The following is a 21,356-nucleotide window of genomic DNA, read 5'->3' as shown; positions in this document are numbered from 1 at the left end:
TTCATCAAGGGGGCGTCAATGACCTGCTCAAGCACCGCGCAGCGCGCGTGACCGAGGCGCCACTGGCACCGTGCACAATCGGTGCGGTGAGCATCGAGCATTACGAAAACTTCCCCGTCGCGTCCTGGCTGTGCCCACCGGCATTGCGCCCACCGATCACCGCGATCTATCACTTCGCCCGCACCGCAGACGACATCGCCGATGAAGGCGACGCCAGCGCCGATCAGCGGCTGGCCGACCTGAGGCTCTACCAACAGTGCCTGCATGCCGCCGACCGCGACGAGCTGCCAACCATGCGCTGGCCAGGCGTGTTTGCCGCACTGCAGGCGCAGATCCGCCAGTGGCAATTGCCGCTGCCGCTGCTGGACGCGCTGCTGAGCGCCTTCATGCAGGACACCGCCAACCCGGTGCACGACGACCAGGCCAGTCTGCTCGACTACTGCAGCCGGTCGGCCAACCCGGTGGGTCGCCTGTTGCTGCACCTCTACGGCATCAATGATGCGGTGGCGCTGCGCCGCTCAGATGCCATCTGCAGCGCCCTGCAGCTGATCAACTTCTGGCAGGACATCCAGGTCGATCTGTCGCGCGGGCGTTGTTACCTCACCCGGCAAGACCTGGCGGCCCACGGCCTGCCTGCGCCGGAGGAGCTGATGCAGGCACGCCAACTGCAAGGCAGCGCTGCCAGCCGTGCGCTGGTGAAGGCGCTGGTGGAACAAGCCCGGGCCCTGATGCTGGAAGGCGCGCCCCTGGTGCACCAGTTGCACGGCCGCGTGGCGTGGGAATTGCGCCTCGTCGTGCAGGGTGGCCTTCGGATTCTTGAGAAAATCGAACACATGAATTTTTCGACCTTTGAGCGCCGCCCCACCGTGGGCGCGGCAGATGTGCCGCTGATGCTGTGGCGCGCTGCCCGGATGCCCGCACGATGAGCCCCGAGCAATACGTGCAAGACAAGGCGGCCGCCAGCGGCTCGTCGTTCTATTACGCCTTCATGTTCCTGCCGGCCCCCCGGCGCGCAGCCATCACGGCGTTCTATGCGTTCTGCCGGGAAGTCGACGACGTGGTCGACGAGGTGCAGGACTTGCAGGTGGCTGCCACCAAGCTGGCCTGGTGGCGCAAGGAAGTCGCGCAGTCGTTTGGTGGCCAGGCCACCCACCCGGTGATGAAGGCCTTGATGCCCTGGACCAAGGAGTTCGGCATCGAGCAACGCCACCTCAATGCGGTGATCGAAGGCTGCCAGACCGACCTCGAACAAACCCGGTTTCTCGACTTCCCCGGCTTGCAGCGCTACTGCCATCTGGTGGCTGGTGAAGTGGGCGAAGTGGCCTGCAACATCTTCGGCCGCACCGAGAGCGGCACCCTCGCCTACGCCCACAAGCTCGGGCTGGCCATGCAGCTGACCAACATCATCCGGGACGTGGGTGACGATGCCCGCCGGGGCCGCATCTACCTGCCGGTCAATGAGTTGCAGCAGTTCGACGTGAAGGCGCACGAGATCCTCAAGCGCGAATCGCCCTGGGGCTACAGCGAGCGCTTCCAGGCCTTGATGGCCTTCCAGGCCCAGCGGGCCCACCAGTTGTACGACGAAGCGTTTGCGCTGCTGCCTGATGCCGACCGTGAAGCCCAGAAGCCCGGCTTGATGATGGCCAACATCTACCGCACGCTGCTGCGCGAGATCGAATCACAGCAGTTCCAGGTCTTGCACCAACGCACCTCGCTCACGCCGATCCGCAAGCTCTGGATCGCGGTGCGCACCTACTGGCGCGGCCGGTGAACCAGACGCGGGCCGGCGCAGCACCGCGTGTGGCGGTGGTGGGGGCCGGGTGGTCGGGTCTGGCCGCAGCGGTAGAGGCCACCCAGCGCGGGGCGCAGGTCACGGTGTTCGAGATGGGCCAGCGGGCGGGCGGCCGGGCCACCTCGTCGCTGCACCAGAAAAGCCTGTGGCTGGACAACGGCCAGCACATCCTGATCGGCGCCTACCGCGACACCCTGCGCCTCATGGCGCAGGTCGGCGTGAACGAGCGTGATGGCCTGGTGCGTTTGCCGCTCTGCCTGGCCTACCCGTCGGGCGACGGCCTGAAATTGACGCGCGGCCCCGCCCTGCCGGCCTTTCTGTGGGCGGTGCTGAATTGGCAGGGCATGCCCTGGCCAGCGCGGTGGAGCCTGCTGCGCATGGCCACCGGCTGGCAATTGAGGGGCTTTCGCTGCGCGCCGTCGCTGACCGTGGCGCAGCTATGCCAGAGCGCGCATCCGCGGATCTGGCAGGACCTGATCGAGCCGCTGTGCGTCGCCGCACTCAACACGCCGGCTGATCAGGCCAGCGCTCAGGTCTTGCTCACGGTGTTGAAAGACGCCCTCTTCGGCCCGGCAGGCTCGGCCGATCTGCTGCTGCCCAAGCTGCCGCTGGCGCAACTGCTGCCTGAACCCGCCCTGCGCTGGCTGCAAGACAAGGGCGCGGTGCTGCACACGGGCCGACGCGTGCAGCAATTGACGGCCAACCTCGGGCACAACGCAGGATGGCTGGTCGACGGCGAACCTTTTGACCGCGTGGTGCTGGCCTGCAGCGCTGCCGAAGCCGCCCGATTGACGGCGGATATCCATCCCGCATGGTCAGGCGGGGCTGCCGCGATGCGGTATCAGCCCATCATCACCGTCTGGCTGCGCGGCCCGACCAATGGCTGGCCGCAAGCGATGATGGCCCTGCGCGCCGGCGACGATGCGCCCGCACAGTTCGGCTTCGATCTGGCGCAACTCGGCGGAGAGGCCGGCTTGTACGCGCTGGTGGTGAGTGGCGCAGCCAGCTGGGTCGACCAAGGCGCGCAAGCCGCGGCAGAAGCCGTGCAACGTCAAATGGCTGCGGCGTTTGTGAACGATGCGGCCTGGTCGACAGAGCGCACCGAGGTGCTGGCCGTGCGCACCGAAAAGCGCGCGACCTTTGCCTGCACGCCTGGCCTGGACCGACCCGACATGCTGATTTCTGCGGGCTTGGTTGCCGCTGGTGATTACCTGGCAGGGCCCTACCCCGCCACGCTGGAAGGCGCCGTGAGGTCCGGGATGGCCGCAGCGCGCAGCCTTTGAAGCGTCTGCAATCGTTGTCGTTGGCTTCGTTTTGGCCGCCACATGGCCACAAGTCATTTCGCCATGCAAAAATAGAATGAACTGAGATCGGCGATACCCATGACCAAGAAGGACTCACAAACCCCCAGCATCCAGGTGCTGGCGCGTGCCTTTTCACTGCTCGACGTGCTGGCAGCCCATCAAGATCCAGTGCCGCTCAAAGACCTCAGTGAACGCACCGGGCTGCACCCGTCCACGGCCCACCGCATCCTGAACGACCTGGCGGCAGGCCGCTATGTTGATCGCCCCGAGGCCGGCAGTTACCGCCTGGGCATGCGCCTGCTGGAATTGGGCAACCTGGTGAAGGCACGTCTGGATGTGCGCGACGCGGCCATCGGCCCGATGCGCGAGTTGCACAAGCTGACCCACCAGCCGGTAAATCTCTCGGTCCGGCAAGGCGATGAAATCGTCTACATCGAGCGCACGTACAGCGAGCGATCAGGCATGCAGGTGGTGCGTGCCGTGGGCGGACGGGCGCCGCTGCACCTCACCTCCGTCGGCAAGCTATTCCTGGCCTATGACGATCCTCAACGGGTGCGCGCCTACGCCACCCGCACCGGCCTGACGGGACACACCCGCAACAGCCTGACCGACCTGCCCTCGCTCGAGCGCGAACTGGCCCAGGTTCGACGCCAGGCCGCTGCGCGCGACGACGAAGAGCTGGAGCTGGGCGTGCGCTGCATGGCCGCCGGCATCTTCGACGACCAGGGCAAACTGATTGCCGGCCTGTCGATTTCGTCGCCTGCCGACCGTCTGGAAGAGGCCTGGATGGAGCGGGTCAAGGCCACAGCGGCAAGCATCTCGGCGTCTCTGGGGCACCAGGGGCAAACGCCCTGAGCCGACGCGCCGACAAGCGCGGCGTGCCATGAAAAAAGGCAACCCGAGGGTTGCCTTTTTCACGTCCGCAGACAGCTGGTGTCAGCCGGCTACGCGTGCAGCCACCACGGCAGGCGGCGTCGTCAAAGCGCCCACCGGCGTGACCGGGTTGGAGATCAGCCACTTGCGGATGCGCTCGGCATCACCGATGCGCGAATACTTGCCAGCCGAATCCAGCAGCACCAGGATGAGCTTGCGGCCCGCCAGGCGCGCCTGCATGACCAGGCACTGACCAGCCTCGCTGATGTAGCCGGTCTTCTGCAGGCCGATGTCCCACTCCGGGCTCTTCACCAGACGGTTGGTGGTGTGGTACTGCAGCTGACGCGAACCCACCGACACCTGGTACTCCGGCGACGTGGACAACTCGCGGATCAGGGGCACGGTGTAGGCCGTCTTCACCAGTGCCGCCAGGTCACGGGCGCTCGATTGGTTTTGGCTCGACAGGCCGGTCGGCTCGACATAGCGCGTGTCGTGCATGCTCAAGGCACGGGCCTTGGCATTCATGGCGTTCACGAAGGTGGCCAGGCCGCCCGGATAGTTGCGGCCCAGGGCATTGGCTGCGCGGTTCTCGGACGACATCAGCGCCAGGTGCAGCATTTCACCGCGGGTGAGCTGCGTGCCCACCTGCAGGCGTGAGGAGCTGCCCTTTTCGGTGTCCACATCGTCCTGGGTGATCGACAGCACATCATCCAGCGACTGGTGCGCCTCGGTGATGACCAGCGCCGTCATCAGCTTGGTGATGGAGGCAATCGGCAACACGGCTTGCGAGTTCTTGCTCAGCAGAATCTCGTTGGTGTCCTGGTCGAGCACGAAAGCCACGCTGGACTTCAGGGCCAGCGGATCAGCCGTGCCGTGCAGGCCGTACATCTGACCGAACGAGCTGCGGGCGGGTTCAGCCACGGCACGAACGGCCGGCTTGCGCACCACCGAGCGGGTGCTCACGGCCACAGGCTTGCGCGCAACGGCGGTCTTGCCGGACTTGGCCGGAGCCTTCGCAACCTTCGACACAGGCGCGGCAGCGGCCTTCTGGCGGGTGTTTTTGGGGGCGGCAGCTGAGGCAGCTTCGACCGCAGACAGGCACATCGTGCAGGTCAGCACGAAAGCCCAGGCGGCACGCATTCCAGTTTTATTCATTTGCAACAGCTTTCGTCGCTCCAACAACGTTGGCCCGAGTCTATTGGAAACGAAAAAGACATGCAAGATCAAAAACTTGCATGTCTTTCCTCAAGTGGGCAGAGGGTTAGCCCTGCCCTTCCAGAGACGGGTCTTCAGCCTTGGGCGGCTACCCGGTCAACGTTGCCGTGGAGCTTGTTCAGCGCCGACAGGTAAGCCTTGGCTGACGCGATGACGATATCAGGGTCGGCGCCAACGCCGTTCACCACCCGGCCACCATGCTGCAGCCGAACCGTCACCTCGCCCTGCGATTCTGTGCTTCCGGACGTGATGGCATTGACGGAATACAGCAGCATTTCGGCGCCACTTTGCACCTGGGATTCGATCGCCTTCAAGCTCGCATCCACCGGGCCGTTGCCATCGCTCTCGGTGGTGAACTCGCTGGCACCCACGGAGAACGTCACCCGGGCATGCGGACGCTCACCCGTTTCCGAACGCTGCGACAGCGACAGGAAGCGGAAATGCTCCTGCTCGGCCGAGACGCTTTCATCACCCACCAGCGCGATGATGTCTTCGTCGAAGATCTCGCTCTTGCGGTCGGCCAGGTCCTTGAAGCGCGCAAACGCTGCATTGACTTCAGCCTCCGACGCCAGCGACACGCCCAGTTCCTGCAAGCGCTGCTTGAACGCATTGCGGCCCGACAGCTTGCCCAGCACGATCTTGTTGGCCGACCAGCCCACGTCTTCCGCGCGCATGATCTCGTAGGTGTCACGGGCCTTCAGCACGCCGTCCTGGTGAATGCCGGACGCGTGGGCGAAGGCGTTCGCCCCCACCACGGCCTTGTTCGGCTGCACCACGAAACCGGTGGTCTGGCTCACCATGCGCGAAGCCGGCACGATCTGGGTCGCATCGATGCCCACGTCCAGGCCGAAATAGTCGCGGCGGGTGCGCAGGGCCATCACCACTTCTTCAAGTGCGCAATTGCCGGCACGCTCGCCAAGGCCGTTGATCGTGCATTCGATCTGGCGGGCGCCGCCGATCTTCACACCGGCCAGCGAGTTGGCAACCGCCATGCCCAGGTCGTTGTGGCAGTGCACGCTCCAGATGGCCTTGTCGGAGTTCGGCACGCGCTCACGCAGGGTGCGGATGAAATCGCCATACAACTCTGGAATGGCGTAACCCACCGTGTCCGGAATGTTCAGGGTCGTGGCACCTTCATCGATCACGGCTTCGAGCACGCGGCAGAGGAAGTCGACATCCGAGCGGTAGCCGTCTTCCGGCGAGAACTCGATATCGCCGCACAGGTTGCGGGCGAAGCGCACCGATTGGCGAGCCTGCTCCAGCACCTGGTCCGGCGTCATGCGCAGCTTCTTCTCCATGTGCAGGGCACTGGTGGCGATGAAGGTGTGGATACGCGCCTGTGCGGCGCCCTTGAGCGCTTCGGCAGCACGGGCGATGTCGCGGTCATTGGCACGGGCCAGCGAGCACACGGTGGATTCACGGATGTTGTCGGCGATCAGCTTGACCGCTTCGAAATCGCCGTTGGACGAGGCCGCAAAACCGGCTTCGATCACGTCCACGCGCAGTCGCTCCAGTTGGCGAGCGATGCGCAGCTTTTCATCGCGCGTCATGGAGGCGCCGGGCGACTGTTCGCCGTCGCGCAAGGTGGTGTCGAAAATGATCAGCTTGTCGGCCATGTGCTTCTTTCGTTTGGCTGCAAAAACAAAAACGGCCCGCTGCTGTACGCAATGCGGGCCGTTGATCGGAGGAAACTTGCTCGGGACCAGCCCGGCGATGTTCAGGTGCGTGCGATCACTCAGCCCAGGTGGAACCTAGGGCCGCAATTAGCGACAGAGTGGTGCGGGCGTGCGAGAACATGCTTTTAATGTAGCACAAGTTCAGTGCAAATTTCAGTGCAAACCGCGCTCGTCGGGCTCGTCAGTCGACGTGGCAATCACGCTCACCGGGCGACCCTTCATGCGTCGCCACACGTACACGCCGTAGCCGGACAAGCCGTAGATGCAGAACAGGCCGAACAGCATGCCGGGCACGTGCAGATTGATCACCGCAATACCCAGTGCAATCAGCACGATCACGGCAAACGGCACCGTGCGCTTGAGGCTCACGTCCTTGAAGCTGTAGAACGGCACGTTGGTGACCATGGTCAATCCGGCATACAGCGCGAATGCAAAAGCCACCCACGGCCAGACCGGCAGCGCGTACACATCCTTCAAGCCGGCGTCGTCAGCCACCCAGATGAAGCCGACCAGCATCGCCGCAGCGGCCGGGCTGGGCATGCCCTGGAAGAAGCGCTTGTCGACGATGCCGATGTTGGTGTTGAAGCGCGCCAGCCGCAGGGCGGCACAGGCGCAGTACACGAATGCGGCAATCCAGCCCGCCTTGCCCAGGCCCTTCAAGGCCCACTCATAAATGATGAGCGCAGGCGCGGCACCGAAGCTGACCATGTCGGACAGGCTGTCCATCTGCTCGCCGAACGCGCTCTGGGTGTTGGTCATGCGGGCCACGCGGCCGTCCAGACTGTCCAGCACCATCGCGCAGAAGACGCCGATGGCGGCCTGCTCGAAACGGCCGTTCATCGCCATGACGATGGCATAGAAGCCGCCGAACAACGCTGCCAACGTGAACAGATTGGGCAGGATGTAGATGCCCTTGCGGCGCGGCCGCGGGGTGGCCACCACTTCCAGCTCGTTGTCGTCGTCAGGAATTTCGGGTTCGTTGCTGCTCATGGACCAGGATGGGTTCGATCGATGCGGCGAGGATACCTCACCGCATCAAGTAAAAAGCCGCCCGGAGGCGGCTTGAGGTCAGACCGGACAAGCCGGCTTGATCAGTTGCGGGTCTTGTCGACCAGCTTGTTGGCCTTGATCCAGGGCATCATTTCGCGCAGCTTGGCGCCGACGACTTCGATCTGGTGCTCTTCGGTCAGGCGACGGCGGGAAATCAGGGTCGGGGCGCCGGCCTTGTTTTCCAGGATGAAGGACTTGGCGTATTCGCCGGTCTGGATGTCCTTCAGGCACTGCCGCATGGCCTTCTTGGTCTCGGCCGTCACGACGCGCGGGCCGGTGACGTACTCGCCGTATTCGGCGTTGTTCGAGATCGAGTAGTTCATGTTGGCGATGCCGCCTTCATAGATCAGGTCGACGATCAGCTTCAGCTCGTGCAGGCACTCGAAGTACGCCATTTCAGGGGCGTAGCCAGCTTCCACCAGCGTTTCGAAGCCGGCCTTGATCAGCTCGACGGCGCCGCCGCACAGCACGGCTTGTTCGCCGAACAGGTCGGTTTCGGTTTCTTCGCGGAAGTTGGTTTCGATGATGCCAGCCTTGCCGCCGCCGTTGGCAGACGCGTAGCTCAGAGCCAGATCACGGGCCTTGCCGGTCTTGTCCTGGTAGATGGCGATCAGGTGGGGCACGCCGCCACCTTGGCGGTAGGTGCCGCGCACGGTGTGGCCAGGGGCCTTCGGAGCCACCATCCAGACGTCCAGGTCAGCGCGCGGCACGACTTGGCCGTAATGCACGTTGAAGCCGTGGGCGAACACGAGCGAAGCGCCGGCCTTGATGTTCGGCTCGACTTCGTTCTTGTAGACGTCGGCGATCTGCTCGTCAGGCAGCAGGATCATGACCACGTCGGCGGCCTTCACGGCGTCGGCGATTTCAGCGACCTTCAGGCCAGCACCTTCAGCCTTGGCCCACGATGCGCCGTTCTTGCGCAGACCGACCGTCACCTTGACGCCCGAATCGTTCAGGTTCTGGGCGTGGGCGTGGCCTTGCGAGCCGTAGCCGATGATGGTGACGTTCTTGCCCTTGATCAGGGAGAGGTCGGCGTCCTTGTCGTAATAAACCTTCATGATTCTTTCTCTCTTCAACGAAACTGGAATGTGCGGGATGAGTGAGGGTGACCGGTGAACGGTCAGACGCGCAAGATGCGCTCGCCGCGCCCGATCCCGCTGGAGCCGGTGCGCACGGTTTCAAGAATGGCGGTGCGGTCGATGCCTTCGATGAAGGCATCAAGTTTGCCGGCATCGCCAGTCAATTCGATGGTGTAGCTCTTCTCGGTCACGTCGATGATGCGACCGCGGAAGATGTCGGCCATGCGCTTCATTTCTTCGCGCTCCTTGCCGACGGCCCGGACCTTGATCAGCATCAGCTCACGCTCGGTGAACTGGCCTTCCGTCAGGTCGACGACCTTGACCACATCGACCAGGCGGTTCAAGTGCTTGGTGATCTGCTCGATCACGTCGTCAGAGCCGGTGGTGACGATGGTCATGCGCGACAGCGACGGGTCTTCCGTCGGTGCCACAGTGAGGCTTTCAATGTTGTAGCCGCGGGCCGAAAACAAGCCCACCACGCGCGACAGTGCACCGGGCTCGTTTTCGAGCAGCACGGCAATGATGTGTCTCATGGATATCTCCTGGGATGGCTCTTCGACCCAGTGGCGGTAACCACTGCACCTTGACCACCCCGTGTTAACCAGGGAATCAAATGACCAGGGCTGTGAGGGTGTCCGGCCTGCAGCTGCTGGCGTCGCGGTAACGACGCCGGCCCTGCAGACCTTCAACGATCACAGATCCTCTGATCCCAGCAGCATCTCGGAGATGCCCTTGCCTGCCTTGACCATCGGCCAGACGTTTTCCGTCTGATCGGTGCGCACGTCGAGGAACACGGTGCGGTCCTTGATGCGAATCATCTCGCGCAGGGCCGGCTCCACCTCGGACGGCTTCTCGATCTTCAAGCCGATGTGGCCATAGGCCTCGGCCAGCTTGACGAAGTCAGGCAGCGCGTCCATGTAGCTGTGCGAGTAGCGGCCCTGGTAATCCAGTTCCTGCCACTGGCGCACCATGCCCAGGTAGCGGTTGTTCAGGGCAATCACCTTCACCGGCGTCTTGTATTGCTGGCAGGTCGAGAGCTCCTGGATGTTCATCTGGATCGAGCCTTCGCCGGTGATGCAGAACACGTCTGCGTCCGGCTTGGCCAGCTTGATGCCCATCGCATACGGCAGGCCCACGCCCATCGTGCCCAGGCCGCCGGAGTTGATCCAGCGACGCGGCTCTTCAAAGCGGTAGTACTGCGCGGCCCACATCTGGTGCTGACCCACGTCGGAGGTGACGTAGGCGTCGGTGCCGCGGGTCATTTCCCACAGCGTCTCGACCACCTGTTGCGGCTTGATTACGTCCGGGCTGAGCTTGAACTTCAGGCAGTCGCGCTTGCGCCACTCGTTGACCTGGCTCCACCACTGGGAGATCACGGCCGAATCCGGCTTGGCTTGCGCCTCGCGGACCTGGGAGATCATCTCCTGCAGCACATCCTTCACGTCGCCGACGATCGGAATGTCGACCTTCACGCGCTTGGAGATGGAGGACGGGTCGATGTCGATGTGGATGATCTTGCGCTCAACCGATGCGAAGTGCTTCGGGTTGCCGATCACGCGGTCATCAAAACGGGCGCCCACCGCCAGCAGGACGTCGCAGTTCTGCATCGTCATGTTGGCTTCGTAGGTGCCGTGCATGCCCAGCATGCCCAGGAACTTCGGGTCAGACGCCGCCGTGGCGCCCAGGCCCATCAGCGTATTGGTGACCGGGAAGCCCAGCATGTCGCACAGCTCGCGCAGCTCTGCCGTGGCGTTGCCGAGGATCACGCCGCCGCCGGTGTAGATGTACGGGCGCTTGGCGCCCAGCAGCAGCTGCACGGCCTTGCGGATCTGGCCGCCGTGGCCCTTCTTCACCGGGTTGTACGAGCGCATCTCGACATGGTCCGGGTAATGGTAGGGCGCGGTCTTCAGCGAGACATCCTTCGGGATGTCGACCACGACCGGACCGGGACGACCGGTGCGGGCAATGTGGAAAGCCTTCTTGAGCGTGCTGGCCAGGTCGCGAACATCCTTCACCAGGAAGTTGTGCTTGACGATCGGGCGGGTGATGCCGACGGTGTCGCACTCCTGGAAGGCATCAAGGCCGATGGCCGGCGTTGGCACCTGCCCGGTGATGATCACCATCGGGATGGAGTCCATGTACGCGGTGGCGATGCCGGTCACGGCATTCGTGACACCCGGGCCGGACGTGACCAGCGCCACACCGACATCGCCGGTGGCACGGGCGTAGCCGTCAGCGGCATGCACGGCGGCTTGCTCATGGCGGACGAGCACGTGCTGGATGGTTTCCTGCTCGTACAGCGCGTCGTAGATGTAGAGCACCGAGCCACCCGGGTAACCCCAGATGTACTTGACGTTCTCGGCCTGCAGGCAGCGCACGAGAATCTGGGAGCCGTTGGGCTCCTTGGCGGTGGCGTGGGAATTGGTTTGCGGCTGCGCCGTGGCGGCGCGTCTGGAATCCGCGGCAGACATGTCCATTTTCGAACCTCTGTGAATTTCTCTGACGAAAAACCTTCGGTGCCCCTTCTCGCGCCCTCGTGAGGCGGAATCGGAACCTGCGCGATCAACAACTGCCGACACCCGCGGTCGGGGCGGCCTTAAGATCAACTCGCTAATTGTGCGAAGCAGCATTATTGCATTCTTATGGGCGCTTTTCGTTCCCTTGTGGTGCACGGTGACATAATCCGGCGCGTTTCCCGTCGAGCGCATCACGCCTCGCCCACCCCTTGGCCACCGACAAAGAACTCTCCGACTTCCTCAAGAGCGTCGAAAAGCGCGCCTTCAAGCGCACCGTGTACACGGTGCGTGATGAAGACGCCGCGCTTGACATCGTTCAGGACGCGATGATCCGGCTGGCCGAGAAGTACGCCGACCGCCCTGCGGCGGAGCTGCCACTGGTGTTCCAGCGCATCCTGTCGAACGCCACGATGGACTGGTTCCGCCGCCAGAAGGTGCGCCGGGGCGTCATGCAGAACATGTCGGAGTTCGAAGGCAGCGACGAGGACGGCGACTTCGATCTGCTCGAGATGCTTGAAACCATCGAGGGCAGCATGGGCGCGGAGAGCGCCGCCGACACCGTCGGCAGGGAACAGATATTGCTTTTGATCGAATCCGAGATCGCCCAGCTGCCAGGACGTCAACGGGAAGCCTTCCTGATGCGTTACTGGGAGGAAATGGACGTCGCGGAGACGGCCGCCGCCATGGGTTGCTCGGAAGGCAGTGTGAAAACGCACTGCTCCCGCGCGGTCCATGCGCTTGCCAAAGCATTGAAAGCCAAGGGAATCACACCATGACGCAACTCAAGACCTTCTCCAGCTCGGTGGACGCCAGCGGCATTGAAGCGCGCTTTGGCTTGCGAATGGCCGCCATGCTCAACGAGCAGGCCGATCGCACCCCTCACGACATCTCTGAGCGTCTGCGTGTCGCCCGCGAGCAGGCGATTGCCCGCGCACGCACCAGCCGCCAGCTCGCCGCTGCACCAGCCACCGCCACGCAGCGCCTGGGCCGCGCCGGAAATGCCCTGATGCTGGGCGGCGGCAACCCCTGGTTCAACCGCCTGGCCTCTGCGCTGCCGCTGCTGCTGCTGGTGGTGGGCCTGATGGTGATTGACGAGTTGCATGATCGTCAGCAAATTCAAGCTGCTGCCGAGGTTGACGTGGCCTTGCTGGGTGACGAATTGCCCCCAGATGCCTACCGTGACGCTGGTTTTGTCGAATTCCTCAAATCGCGGGAGTAAGGTGGTCGCTGTGTTCCGTTCCTGGCGTTTTGCCCTGACTTCGCTGGCCCTGACAGGCCTGGTGAGTGTCGTTTCGCCTGCATTCGCCCAGACGCCGGATCCCACCTGGCAAGCCGTGCCCCCCGCGAGCCAGAAGGTGCTGGCACCGCTGGCCAAGGACTGGCCACAGCTGACGCCCGACAGCCGCCGCAAGTGGCTGGAAATCGCCCAGCGCTACCCCAACCTGCCGGCTGACCAGCAACAGCGCATGCAAGAGCGCATGTCCGCCTGGGCGCGCATGACCCCGGCCGAGCGCGGCCAGGCCCGCGTCAATTTCCAGCAGACCCAGCAGCGCCCCGCCACAGACCGCCAGGCGCAATGGGAAGCCTACCGTTCCCTGCCGCCCGCTGAAAAGGCCGAGCTGGCTGCACGCGCGCAGCCAGAAACGCCTGCCAAGCCTCCGGCCACCGGCACGCGCGCGCTCCGCAACGCGCCCTTGGACGCGCAAGCGCCGAAGCAGAACATCGTCGGCGCCGGTGCGCCCCTCGCCACCGGGCCGAAGCCTGTTGCTCCGACGCTGGTGCAAGGCAACCCTGGCGCCACCACATCGCTGGTCACTGCCAAGCCCATGCCGCCAGCGCACCAGCCCGCCGGCATGCCGAAGATCTCGGCCGGCTCCGGCATGGTCGACAAGGCGACGCTGCTGCCGAAGGGTGGTCCTCAAGCCGCCGGTACGCCGAACCTGAAGCCTGCCAGCGCCAAGCCTTCGCCCGTGCCGACGCTCCCCGCCTTGCCGGTGGCGCCGACCGTCCCGGACGCCGCTGCAGCCACGTCGGCTTCCTCGGTCGCACCGTGATGGAAGCGACTGCAGACAGCCCGGCGACGGCGCCGGTGACCACCGTTGCGCCAGCCTTGATGCGCCGCCTCGCCGCCTTCATCTACGAAGGCGTGCTGCTGTTCGGCGTCCTGATGATCGCCGGCTACCTGTATTCCAGTCTGACCCAGATGCGCCATGCGCTGCACGGCACCTTGGGGCTGCAGATGTTCCTGTTCGTCGTGCTGGCGGTGTACTTCACCTGGTTCTGGTCGCGTGGCGGCCAAACCGTGGCCATGAAGGCCTGGGACATCCGCGTGGTCGACGTCCACGGCAACGCCATCAGCCAACCCCGTGCACTCGCCCGGTACGTGCTGTCCTGGATCTGGTTCGTGCCCGCGCTGCTGACCGCCTGGGTGGCCGACCTGCATTCGGGTGCAGCCGTGTTCGGCCTGATGGCCACGGGCATCGTCGCCTATGCCCTGCTGACCCGGCTGCATCCGCAGCGCCAGTACTGGCACGACGCCGTCTGCGGCACCCGCCTGGTGACCTGGCGCCCTGCCCCGCCCGCACGCAAGTCGTGAAGGCGGTCGGGGCTGGCACAATCCAGCCCCGATGAAGAGCAATCCACACAAGGGCCGAACCGGCCTGAACCGCATCATTCACGCCGCCGGCTACTCCATGGCCGGCTTGAAGGCGGCCTACAACGGTGAAAGCGCGTTCCGCCAGGAAACCTGGCTGGCCGTCGTGCTGGTGCCGCTGGCGTTCTGGGTAGGTCAGACCTGGATCGAAGTCGCGCTGCTGGCCGGTTCGGTGCTGATCGTGATGATCGTCGAGCTGCTCAACTCTGCCATCGAAGCCGCCATCGACCGCATCGGCTTCGAGATGCACGACCTGTCGGCCCGTGCGAAAGACATCGCCAGCGCCGCCGTGCTGCTGTCGCTCACCTTGTGCGCCGGCATCTGGGGTGCGGCTCTGTGGCACAGGTTCCTGCCATGAGCACACCGTTCACTCTCTGCGTCTACTGCGGCTCACGGCACGGCACCGACCCGGCCTTCACCGCGGCAGCCCGCGCCGTTGGCCAGCTGATCGGCGAGCGTGGCTGGCGCCTGGTGTATGGCGGCGGCAATGTGGGTCTGATGGGCGAAGTGGCAGACGCCACGCTGGCCGCAGGTGGGCAGGTGATCGGCGTGATCCCCGAGCTGCTGCTGCAGAAGGAAGTGGGCCATCGGCAACTGACCGAGCTGGAGGTGGTTCAGACCATGCACCAGCGCAAGCAGCGCATGGCTGAGCTGGCGGATGCCTTCGTGGCGCTGCCCGGCGGCATCGGCACCTTTGAAGAACTCTTCGAGGTCTGGACCTGGCGGCACATCGGCTATCACGACCAGCCGATCGGACTGCTCAACACCAGCGGCTTCTATGACCCGCTGCTGACCTTCATGAAGCACACGCTGGCTTCAGGCTTCATCGACGGCGAGCAGCAGCGCATGCTGACGGTCGATGCCGAACCGGCGCGCTTGCTGAGCGAGTTGGCCGCGCAAAGCAAAAACGCCACCCAGTCCGACGATTTCCGTCGCATCTAGGCAGCGTTTTGTTCCGGTGGCCGCTCGGGCCAGCCGGAGTCTTCAGCCGGCTCACAGTGCCGGCTGCAGCGGTATCAGACCGCGGATTCGTCGGTCTCGCCAGTGCGGATGCGCACCACCTGCTCCACCGGCGTCACGAAGATCTTGCCGTCACCGATCTTGCCGGTCTTGGCGGCCTTCACGATGGCTTCGATCGAGCGCTCGACGTCACCGTCCTTGACGACTACTTCGACCTTCACCTTGGGCAGGAAGTCGACGACGTACTCGGCGCCGCGGTACAACTCGGTGTGGCCCTTTTGGCGACCAAAACCCTTGACCTCGGTCACCGTCAGGCCGGACACGCCCACATCGGCAAGCGCCTCACGCACTTCCTCGAGCTTGAAAGGTTTGATGATGGCGGTGATCTGCTTCATGGGGTGCTCCGTCGGGGTTCAGGGAAATGAATGCGTTTGTGCCGGATTTAAGCACGGAACTTTGAGGTGATCGGGTATCGCCAATCACGCCCGAAAGCCCGGTGGGTGATGCGGATGCCGATGGGCGCCTGGCGCCGCTTGTACTCATTGATCTTGATGAGGCGCGTGACGCGCTCCACGTCGGCCCGGGCAAATCCGGCGGCCACGAGGTCCTCGATGCTGCGGTCATCTTCCATGTAGCCCGACAGGATGGCGTCGAGCACTTCATAGGCCGGCAGGCTGTCCTGGTCCTTCTGGTCGGGGCGCAATTCCGCCGAAGGCGGACGGGTGATGATGCGCTCAGGGATCACCGGGCCGATGCTGCCGTCGGCACGCACCGTGGGCTGGCGGTTCTTCCATTCACACAGGCGGTAGACCAGGCTCTTGGCCACGTCCTTGATCACCGCAAAGCCGCCCGCCATGTCACCGTACAGCGTGCAATAGCCCGTGGCCATTTCGCTCTTGTTGCCGGTGGTCAGCACGATGTCGCCGGTCTTGTTTGACAGGGCCATCAGCAGCGTGCCGCGCACGCGGGCCTGGATGTTCTCCTCCGTCGTGTCTTCCGCCAGGCCTGCAAACTGGCTGGCAAGCGCACCCTTGAAGGCATCAAACATCGGGGTGATGCCGATCTCGTCGTAGCGCACGCCCAGGCGCTCGGCCATGTCGCGGGCATCGAGCCACGAAATGTCGGCGGTGTATGGCGACGGCATCATCACCGTGCGGACCTTGTCAGCGCCCAGCGCATCAACGGCAATTGCCAGCACCAGGGCGGAATCCACCCCCCCCGACAAGCCGATGATGGCGCCGGGGAAACCGTTCTTGCCGAGGTAGTCACGCACACCCAGCACCAGGGCGGACCAGACCTGCGCTTCGGGCTCGGGAATGGCTTGCACCACACCATGCACGGCCCCGCCTGCAGTAACGCTCAGCGCGAGCAAGTCTGGCTCGAAGCTCGCGGCCCGTGCCTGCACCACACCCTGGGCATCGACCGCGAACGACGCGCCGTCAAACACGACCTCATCCTGGCCACCCACCAGGTGGGCATAGAGCACCGGCACACCCAGCGATGCAGCCCGGCGCGACATGCGCGCTTCGCGCTCGCCATGTTTGTCGACATGGAAGGGCGAGGCATTCAGGACACACAGCACCTGCGCACCGGCCTCACACGCCGCTTGGGCGGGCTCTTCGAACCAGGCGTCTTCGCAGATCAAGAGGCCGAACTTCAGGCCCTCAACCTCGAACACCACCGGCCCATGGCCGGCATCGCGGCCAGAGGCGAAGTAGCGCCGCTCATCAAACACCTGGTAGTTTGGCAACTCGCGCTTGTGATAAGTCGCGAGCACCTTGCCCCCTGCCAGCACCGAGGCTGAATTGAAGCGCTGCGGCAGGGACAAGGACTTCGACCTAACATCGGCCGCATGCTCCCACCGCGTCGGATGTCCCACCACCACATGCAGGCCGTCGCAGGTCGCCAGATCGGCCGCGAGGGCCTTCAAGGCGTCATCGCAGGCGCTCATGAACGCCGGCCTCAGCAGCAGGTCTTCGGGGGGGTAGCCGGTCAGGGCCAATTCGGGCGCCAGCACCAGGCGTGCGCCTCGGGCGTGGGCGGCACGGGCAGCGTCGGCAATCAGCCGGACGTTGCCGGGCAAATCGCCCACCGTGGCATTGATCTGGGCCAGTGCGACTGGCACGGTAACCGGGCTTGACATGAAGCACACCGTAGACGAAGCGGCTGATTATCTCATCGGGGTGCATGCCGACCCGGGCAGTGTGGACGCTGTGGCGTGGGACGCACTGCTGGCCGCGCAGAGCGAGCCGACGCCGTTCATGCGGCATGCCTATCTGGCCGCGATGCACGCCTCCGGCAGTGCCACCGAGGCCACGGGCTGGCTGCCGCAATTCATCACCGTGCACCACCGCGAGCAACTGCTCTGCGCCACCGTGGCCTGGCAAAAAACCCATTCCTACGGCGAGTACGTGTTCGACTGGGCCTGGGCCGATGCCTACCAGCGCCACGGCCTGGCCTACTACCCCAAGCTGCTGAGCGCCGTGCCCTTCACCCCGGTGCCAGGCAGCCGCCTGCTGGCGGTGGACGACGCCGCCCGCCGCCTGATGCTTGAAGCGCTGGTGGCGCTGGCGCGGCAGGCCGGTTTGTCATCGGTGCACCTGCTGTTCCCGAGCCCGGAAGATGCGCAGGTCGCCCGCGAAGCAGGCTGGCTGATGCGCCAGGGCGTTCAGTTCCATTGGCAGCAAAGGGCCGAGCAGCCCTGGACCGACTTCCCCGACTACCTCGCCAGCCTGCAGCGCGAGAAGCGCAAGAAGATCCAGCAGGAGCGGCGCAAGGTGGGCGAGGCCGGCGTGCGTTTCGAGGTGTTCGAGGGCCGGCAGATCACGTCCGACCTGTGGGACTACTTCCACCATTGCTACACCCTGACCTACGCCGCGCACCATTCCACGCCCTACCTCAGCCGCGCCTTCTTCGAGCAGATGGCAGCGCAGATGCCCGAGCACTGGGTGATGTTCGTCGCCCTGCGGGGCGATGAGCGCGTGGCCGTGTCACTGGTGGGCATCGACCGCGAACGCGGCACGGCCTGGGGCCGCTACTGGGGTTGTACCGAGCACATCCCCTGCCTGCATTTCGAGGCTTGTTATTACCAGCCGCTGCAGTGGTGCATCACCGAGGGCCTGAGCCGCTTTGAAGGCGGCGCCCAGGGCGAGCACAAGATGGCGCGCGGACTGCTGCCGGTTCCCACCGCCTCAGCCCACTGGTTGGCTCATCCGCAATTCGCGCGTGCGGTGGAAGAGTTCCTGCAGCGCGAAGGGGCCGGGGTTGAGGCCTGGATGGACGAGCTGCGCGAGCGCAACCCGTTCAAGCCAGGCCCCGAGGCCTCGATCACTGGCCCTTGAAATCACCCGCCACGCCCAGCACCAGCTGGGTCGGCTGGATGTACTTGCGCCAGGCCGCGCTGGCCTGCTCGGCGGTGACGGCGGCGATCGCCTTGTCCACCGTTTCCGACACCGCGTAGCTGCGGTTCAGGTACAGGTTGTTGGCCAGGCCACCGGCCAGATTGCCGTCTTGCGCGCGGCCCAGACGGCGGAAGTTCAACAGGCCGTTACGCGCCTGCTCCACCTCACTGGCGGTGAAACCGTCTTTCACCGAACGAGCAAGCTCTTCCTGGAAAGCGGCTTCCACCTTGGCGCGGTTGCCCGGCGCATAGATCGCCCCGGCGCTCCAGCGGCTGTTGGCTTCGAGCGAATTCCAGGTGATGCGGCTACCCACGCCGTAGCTCAGGCCCTCGCCTTCGCGAATGCGCTTCCACAGGCGTGAGTTGCCGCCACTGCCAAAGGCGAAGTCCGCCACCATCAAGGCGGCCTGGTCAGGCGACAGGTCCTTGATCGGCAGCGCCAGCGAGGCCGACATCACGGCGTTCTGCTTGTCCGGCGTCTCGAACACCAGGCGCACCGGCGGCACGTTCACCAGCGGGTCAGGCACGCGCTGCACAGCCTGCGGGGCACGCCAACCAGCCAAGGCCTTGGCCACAGCCGCCTCAACAGCCGCATCGTCCATCGCACCCACGGCGGCGAACTCAGCCTGTGCGGCACCGAGGAAGCGCTGGTGGAAGCTGCGCACGTCCGCCACGCTCACGCGCTTCAGGTCTTCCACCTGCTCGTCGAAGCCACGGACGTGGCGCACATCACCACGCGGATACGGGCTGCGATGGCGCTCAAGCGCGTCACCCAGGATCGCGCCGGGCTCCTTGCGCATTGCCTCGATGTTGGTCAGCTGGGCCTGGCGCAGCTCGTTCAACACGCTGTCGGGGAAGGTCGGCTGGCGCAGCATCTCGCCGACCAGCGCCACCACCTCGGGCAAGTTGGCCTTGGTGGTGGTGATGCGCACATTGACCTTCGTGGCATTGCCACTGAAGCCGACTTCCGCCTTCAACGCCGTCAGGCGGTCTTGCAGTTGCTGACGGTCCAGGCGCGCGGTGCCCTTGTCGAGCAAGCCGATCATCAGATCAGCCGCGGCTTCGGTGCCACGCAGCGACGGCTCGTCGCCCATGTGCAGAGCCATCGTGGCTTCCACCATGTCGCCACGCGAGCCCTTGGCCAGCAGCGCCAGCTTGAGGCCGGGTGCGGGCTCGGCGGTGCGGGTGCGCTTGACGATGTTGGCAGGCGTGGCTTCAAACGCCTCCACCGCAGCCAGGGTGGTCACCGGCTTGAAGTCTTTCAGCTGGGTGGCCGCATCAACCACCTGCGGCGCCGGGGCGCGCACGGGCTTCTCAGTCGGCTCGTAGATGGCCAGAGTGCGGTTGTCACGCAGCAGGCGCTGGGTGGCCACGCGGTTCACGTCGGCCACGGTGACAGCCTTCACGCGATCGCGCTGCAGGAAGTACAGGCGCCAGTCGCCCAGGGCCACGGTCTCCGACAAGGCCACGCCCACGGTCTCGGGGTTCGAGAACTGCTGGTTCCAGTCGGTCAGCCAGCGTGCGCGGGCCCGCTCCAGCTCTTCCGCGGTGATCGGGTTCGCGGCAACACCCTCCAGCGTGGCCAGCAACTCCTGGCGTGCGGCATCCGTCGACTGGCCCGGCGCAAGCTGGGTGCCGAACAGCAGGAAACCCGGATCAAACAACTGCGCACCGAAGGCGAACACCGCCGATGCCTTGCCGGTTTCCACGAGCCGCTTGTGCAGACGGCCCGCCGGGGCCTCGGCCATCACGCGCTCCAGCAGCTGCAGGGGCGCACTGTCGGGGTGGGCGCCGGGCGTGACGTGATACGCGCTGTAGATCAAGGGCACACCACCCTGGCGGCGCAGCGTGACGCTGCGGTCACCGTCCTGCACGGGGTCGAGGGTGTAGAGCGTTGGCAGCACGCGCTTGGGTTTGGGCAGCTTGCCGAAGTCCTGCATCACCCAGGCCATCACCTTGGCCACGTCGAACTTGCCGCTGACGATCAGCGTGGCGTTGTCCGGCTGGTAGTACGTCCGGTAGAAGGCCTGCAGCCGGGCGATATCGACGTTTTCAACGTCGGTGCGCGCACCGATCGTCGTCTTGCCGTAGTTGTGCCACTGGTACATCGTGGCCGTGGTCTTGTCGAACAACACGCCGCCCGGGTCGTTCTCGCCCATTTCCATCTCGTTGCGGACCACCGTCATCTCGGTGTCGAGGTCCTTGCGGGCGATGAAGCTGTTGATCATCGCGTCCGCGTGCCAGCTGAGGAACCAGCGCAGGTTGTCCTCATTGGCCGTGAAGCTGGCGAAGTAGTTGGTGCGGTCCAGCCAGGTGCTGCCATTGGCCCGCAGCCCGCGGCGGCTGAATTCAGCCCAGACCTTCGGGTTCGACGGCGTGCCCTTGAACAGCAGGTGTTCCAGCAGGTGGGCCATGCCGGTCTCACCATAGTTCTCATGCCTTGAGCCCACCCGGTACGTCAGGTTGACGGTGGTGGTGGGCTTGCTGTCATCAGGCGCCAGCAACACTTGCAAACCATTGGGCAGCCGGTACTCGGTGATGCCTTCAACGGTGTGCACCGCGGCGGGTGGCTTGGCCGCAGGTGCGGTCGCGGCGATCGAGGACGTCGCCAGGGGGCTCAACGCCACGAGGCACAACAGCCAGGCTTCGGGCTGGCGCAGGGTCTTCAACATGGTCTCTCCCGTGAACAGGTTCTTCACAGAACTGACGGATGGACACAAGTTCCCCACGCAGAAATGACAACGCCGCCCGAGGGCGGCGGTGCGGGGACCGGGTCTGGCCGCAGTTCCGGCGGTTCTTCCGAACCTCCAAAACCAACGATACCCGATCCGTTGTCGC

The 21,356-nt window shown here is 64.9% G+C and carries 20 protein-coding genes; 11 read left to right on the top strand and 9 right to left on the bottom strand.

The genetic code is table 11. The features are described from left to right. Window positions 1–86: 86 nt before the first annotated feature. The 4 genes from hpnC to AACH00_RS06530 all read left to right on the top strand — a co-directional run bounded on the left by hpnC (window position 87) and on the right by AACH00_RS06530 (window position 3,951). A complete protein-coding gene (gene hpnC, locus AACH00_RS06545) occupies window positions 87–926 on the top strand; it encodes a squalene synthase HpnC (protein ID WP_341398282.1) in 840 nt (279 codons plus the stop codon). Beyond that, window positions 923–1,771, top strand: a complete 849-nt coding sequence (gene hpnD, locus AACH00_RS06540; protein WP_341398281.1) for a presqualene diphosphate synthase HpnD — start codon at window positions 923–925, stop codon at window positions 1,769–1,771. The genes hpnC and hpnD overlap by 4 nt, the downstream gene beginning before the upstream one ends. Further along, window positions 1,768–3,075, top strand: a complete 1,308-nt coding sequence (gene hpnE, locus AACH00_RS06535) for a hydroxysqualene dehydroxylase HpnE (RefSeq protein WP_341398280.1) — start codon at window positions 1,768–1,770, stop codon at window positions 3,073–3,075. Before hpnD ends, hpnE begins: the two co-directional genes overlap by 4 nt. Window positions 3,076–3,174: 99 nt before the next feature. After that, the gene (locus tag AACH00_RS06530; protein WP_341398278.1) at window positions 3,175–3,951 is read left to right on the top strand and encodes an IclR family transcriptional regulator; all 777 of its coding nucleotides are present in this window, start codon (window positions 3,175–3,177) and stop codon (window positions 3,949–3,951) included. Window positions 3,952–4,032: 81 nt separating this feature from the next. On the opposite strand, the gene pbpG is transcribed toward AACH00_RS06530, so the two are convergent. The 6 genes from pbpG to AACH00_RS06500 form a co-directional block, all read right to left on the bottom strand. After that, on the bottom strand, window positions 4,033–5,109 hold the full coding sequence (gene pbpG, locus AACH00_RS06525; RefSeq protein WP_341398277.1) for a D-alanyl-D-alanine endopeptidase: 1,077 nt from the start codon (window positions 5,107–5,109) through the stop codon (window positions 4,033–4,035). Between the two features lie 149 nt (window positions 5,110–5,258). Then, the gene (locus AACH00_RS06520; RefSeq protein WP_341398276.1) at window positions 5,259–6,800 is read right to left on the bottom strand and encodes a 2-isopropylmalate synthase; all 1,542 of its coding nucleotides are present in this window, start codon (window positions 6,798–6,800) and stop codon (window positions 5,259–5,261) included. 213 nt (window positions 6,801–7,013) lie between these two features. Beyond that, window positions 7,014–7,850, bottom strand: a complete 837-nt coding sequence (gene pssA, locus AACH00_RS06515; protein WP_341398275.1) for a CDP-diacylglycerol--serine O-phosphatidyltransferase — start codon at window positions 7,848–7,850, stop codon at window positions 7,014–7,016. 101 nt (window positions 7,851–7,951) lie between these two features. After that, on the bottom strand, window positions 7,952–8,968 hold the full coding sequence (ilvC, locus tag AACH00_RS06510; RefSeq protein WP_341398274.1) for a ketol-acid reductoisomerase: 1,017 nt from the start codon (window positions 8,966–8,968) through the stop codon (window positions 7,952–7,954). A gap of 62 nt (window positions 8,969–9,030) precedes the next feature. Then, window positions 9,031–9,522 carry an acetolactate synthase small subunit gene (ilvN, locus tag AACH00_RS06505; protein ID WP_341398273.1) on the bottom strand — a complete coding sequence of 164 codons (492 nt, stop codon included), beginning with the start codon at window positions 9,520–9,522 and terminating at the stop codon, window positions 9,031–9,033. A 159-nt stretch (window positions 9,523–9,681) separates the two neighbouring features. Next, entirely contained in the window at window positions 9,682–11,466 is a 1,785-nt protein-coding gene (locus AACH00_RS06500; RefSeq protein ID WP_341398272.1) for an acetolactate synthase 3 catalytic subunit, read from the bottom strand. A gap of 248 nt (window positions 11,467–11,714) precedes the next feature. Here AACH00_RS06500 and AACH00_RS06495 point away from each other — a divergent pair, with 248 nt between their 5' ends. The 6 genes from AACH00_RS06495 to AACH00_RS06470 are packed head-to-tail and all read left to right on the top strand — an operon-like array spanning window position 11,715 to window position 15,100. After that, window positions 11,715–12,281, top strand: a complete 567-nt coding sequence (locus AACH00_RS06495) for an RNA polymerase sigma factor (RefSeq protein ID WP_341398271.1) — start codon at window positions 11,715–11,717, stop codon at window positions 12,279–12,281. After that, entirely contained in the window at window positions 12,278–12,724 is a 447-nt protein-coding gene (locus AACH00_RS06490) for a DUF3619 family protein (RefSeq protein WP_341398270.1), read from the top strand. Before AACH00_RS06495 ends, AACH00_RS06490 begins: the two co-directional genes overlap by 4 nt. A gap of 10 nt (window positions 12,725–12,734) precedes the next feature. Continuing rightward, the gene (locus AACH00_RS06485) at window positions 12,735–13,559 is read left to right on the top strand and encodes a DUF3106 domain-containing protein (protein WP_341398269.1); all 825 of its coding nucleotides are present in this window, start codon (window positions 12,735–12,737) and stop codon (window positions 13,557–13,559) included. Then, on the top strand, window positions 13,559–14,101 hold the full coding sequence (locus AACH00_RS06480) for an RDD family protein (RefSeq protein WP_341398268.1): 543 nt from the start codon (window positions 13,559–13,561) through the stop codon (window positions 14,099–14,101). Before AACH00_RS06485 ends, AACH00_RS06480 begins: the two co-directional genes overlap by 1 nt. A 31-nt stretch (window positions 14,102–14,132) precedes the next feature. Next, on the top strand, window positions 14,133–14,516 hold the full coding sequence (locus AACH00_RS06475; protein WP_341398267.1) for a diacylglycerol kinase: 384 nt from the start codon (window positions 14,133–14,135) through the stop codon (window positions 14,514–14,516). Then, window positions 14,513–15,100: an LOG family protein gene (locus AACH00_RS06470; protein WP_341398266.1), complete on the top strand. Its 588-nt coding sequence runs from the start codon at window positions 14,513–14,515 to the stop codon at window positions 15,098–15,100. Before AACH00_RS06475 ends, AACH00_RS06470 begins: the two co-directional genes overlap by 4 nt. Window positions 15,101–15,174: 74 nt before the next feature. Here the strand turns inward: AACH00_RS06470 and AACH00_RS06465 are convergent, their stop codons facing one another. Both AACH00_RS06465 and AACH00_RS06460 read right to left on the bottom strand, forming a co-directional pair. After that, on the bottom strand, window positions 15,175–15,513 hold the full coding sequence (locus AACH00_RS06465) for a P-II family nitrogen regulator (RefSeq protein WP_341398265.1): 339 nt from the start codon (window positions 15,511–15,513) through the stop codon (window positions 15,175–15,177). A gap of 47 nt (window positions 15,514–15,560) precedes the next feature. Further along, the gene (locus AACH00_RS06460; protein ID WP_341398264.1) at window positions 15,561–17,261 is read right to left on the bottom strand and encodes an NAD+ synthase; all 1,701 of its coding nucleotides are present in this window, start codon (window positions 17,259–17,261) and stop codon (window positions 15,561–15,563) included. On the opposite strand from AACH00_RS06460, the gene AACH00_RS06455 reads away from it, so the two are divergent. Continuing rightward, window positions 17,260–18,459: a GNAT family N-acetyltransferase gene (locus AACH00_RS06455; RefSeq protein WP_341398263.1), complete on the top strand. Its 1,200-nt coding sequence runs from the start codon at window positions 17,260–17,262 to the stop codon at window positions 18,457–18,459. The two genes, AACH00_RS06460 and AACH00_RS06455, sit on opposite strands and share 2 nt — an antisense overlap. On the opposite strand, the gene AACH00_RS06450 is transcribed toward AACH00_RS06455, so the two are convergent. Next, a complete protein-coding gene (locus AACH00_RS06450) occupies window positions 18,446–21,190 on the bottom strand; it encodes a M16 family metallopeptidase (RefSeq protein WP_341398262.1) in 2,745 nt (914 codons plus the stop codon). The two genes, AACH00_RS06455 and AACH00_RS06450, sit on opposite strands and share 14 nt — an antisense overlap. Window positions 21,191–21,356: the final 166 nt, after the last annotated feature.

Origin of the sequence: Ideonella margarita (assembly GCF_038066635.1) — a bacterium.
GTDB lineage: Bacteria > Pseudomonadota > Gammaproteobacteria > Burkholderiales > Burkholderiaceae_C > Ideonella > Ideonella margarita.
The sequence above is the reverse complement of the archived record's forward strand: the minus strand, read 5'-3'. Positions and strand labels throughout refer to the sequence as shown.

What these genes read in the sequence shown, in the direction of transcription:
- hpnD (WP_341398281.1), top strand. Translation starts at nt 923, where the DNA reads ATGAGCCCCGAGCAATACGTGCAAGACAAGGCGGCCGCCAGCGGCTCG.
- AACH00_RS06530 (WP_341398278.1), top strand. Translation starts at nt 3,175, where the DNA reads ATGACCAAGAAGGACTCACAAACCCCCAGCATCCAGGTGCTGGCGCGT.
- pbpG (WP_341398277.1), bottom strand. Translation starts at nt 5,109, where the DNA reads ATGCGTGCCGCCTGGGCTTTCGTGCTGACCTGCACGATGTGCCTGTCT.
- AACH00_RS06520 (WP_341398276.1), bottom strand. Translation starts at nt 6,800, where the DNA reads ATGGCCGACAAGCTGATCATTTTCGACACCACCTTGCGCGACGGCGAA.
- pssA (WP_341398275.1), bottom strand. Translation starts at nt 7,850, where the DNA reads ATGAGCAGCAACGAACCCGAAATTCCTGACGACGACAACGAGCTGGAA.
- ilvC (WP_341398274.1), bottom strand. Translation starts at nt 8,968, where the DNA reads ATGAAGGTTTATTACGACAAGGACGCCGACCTCTCCCTGATCAAGGGC.
- ilvN (WP_341398273.1), bottom strand. Translation starts at nt 9,522, where the DNA reads ATGAGACACATCATTGCCGTGCTGCTCGAAAACGAGCCCGGTGCACTG.
- AACH00_RS06500 (WP_341398272.1), bottom strand. Translation starts at nt 11,466, where the DNA reads ATGGACATGTCTGCCGCGGATTCCAGACGCGCCGCCACGGCGCAGCCG.
- AACH00_RS06490 (WP_341398270.1), top strand. Translation starts at nt 12,278, where the DNA reads ATGACGCAACTCAAGACCTTCTCCAGCTCGGTGGACGCCAGCGGCATT.
- AACH00_RS06480 (WP_341398268.1), top strand. Translation starts at nt 13,559, where the DNA reads ATGGAAGCGACTGCAGACAGCCCGGCGACGGCGCCGGTGACCACCGTT.
- AACH00_RS06475 (WP_341398267.1), top strand. Translation starts at nt 14,133, where the DNA reads ATGAAGAGCAATCCACACAAGGGCCGAACCGGCCTGAACCGCATCATT.
- AACH00_RS06470 (WP_341398266.1), top strand. Translation starts at nt 14,513, where the DNA reads ATGAGCACACCGTTCACTCTCTGCGTCTACTGCGGCTCACGGCACGGC.
- AACH00_RS06465 (WP_341398265.1), bottom strand. Translation starts at nt 15,513, where the DNA reads ATGAAGCAGATCACCGCCATCATCAAACCTTTCAAGCTCGAGGAAGTG.
- AACH00_RS06455 (WP_341398263.1), top strand. Translation starts at nt 17,260, where the DNA reads ATGAAGCACACCGTAGACGAAGCGGCTGATTATCTCATCGGGGTGCAT.
- AACH00_RS06460 (WP_341398264.1), bottom strand. Translation starts at nt 17,261, where the DNA reads ATGTCAAGCCCGGTTACCGTGCCAGTCGCACTGGCCCAGATCAATGCC.
- AACH00_RS06450 (WP_341398262.1), bottom strand. Translation starts at nt 21,190, where the DNA reads ATGTTGAAGACCCTGCGCCAGCCCGAAGCCTGGCTGTTGTGCCTCGTG.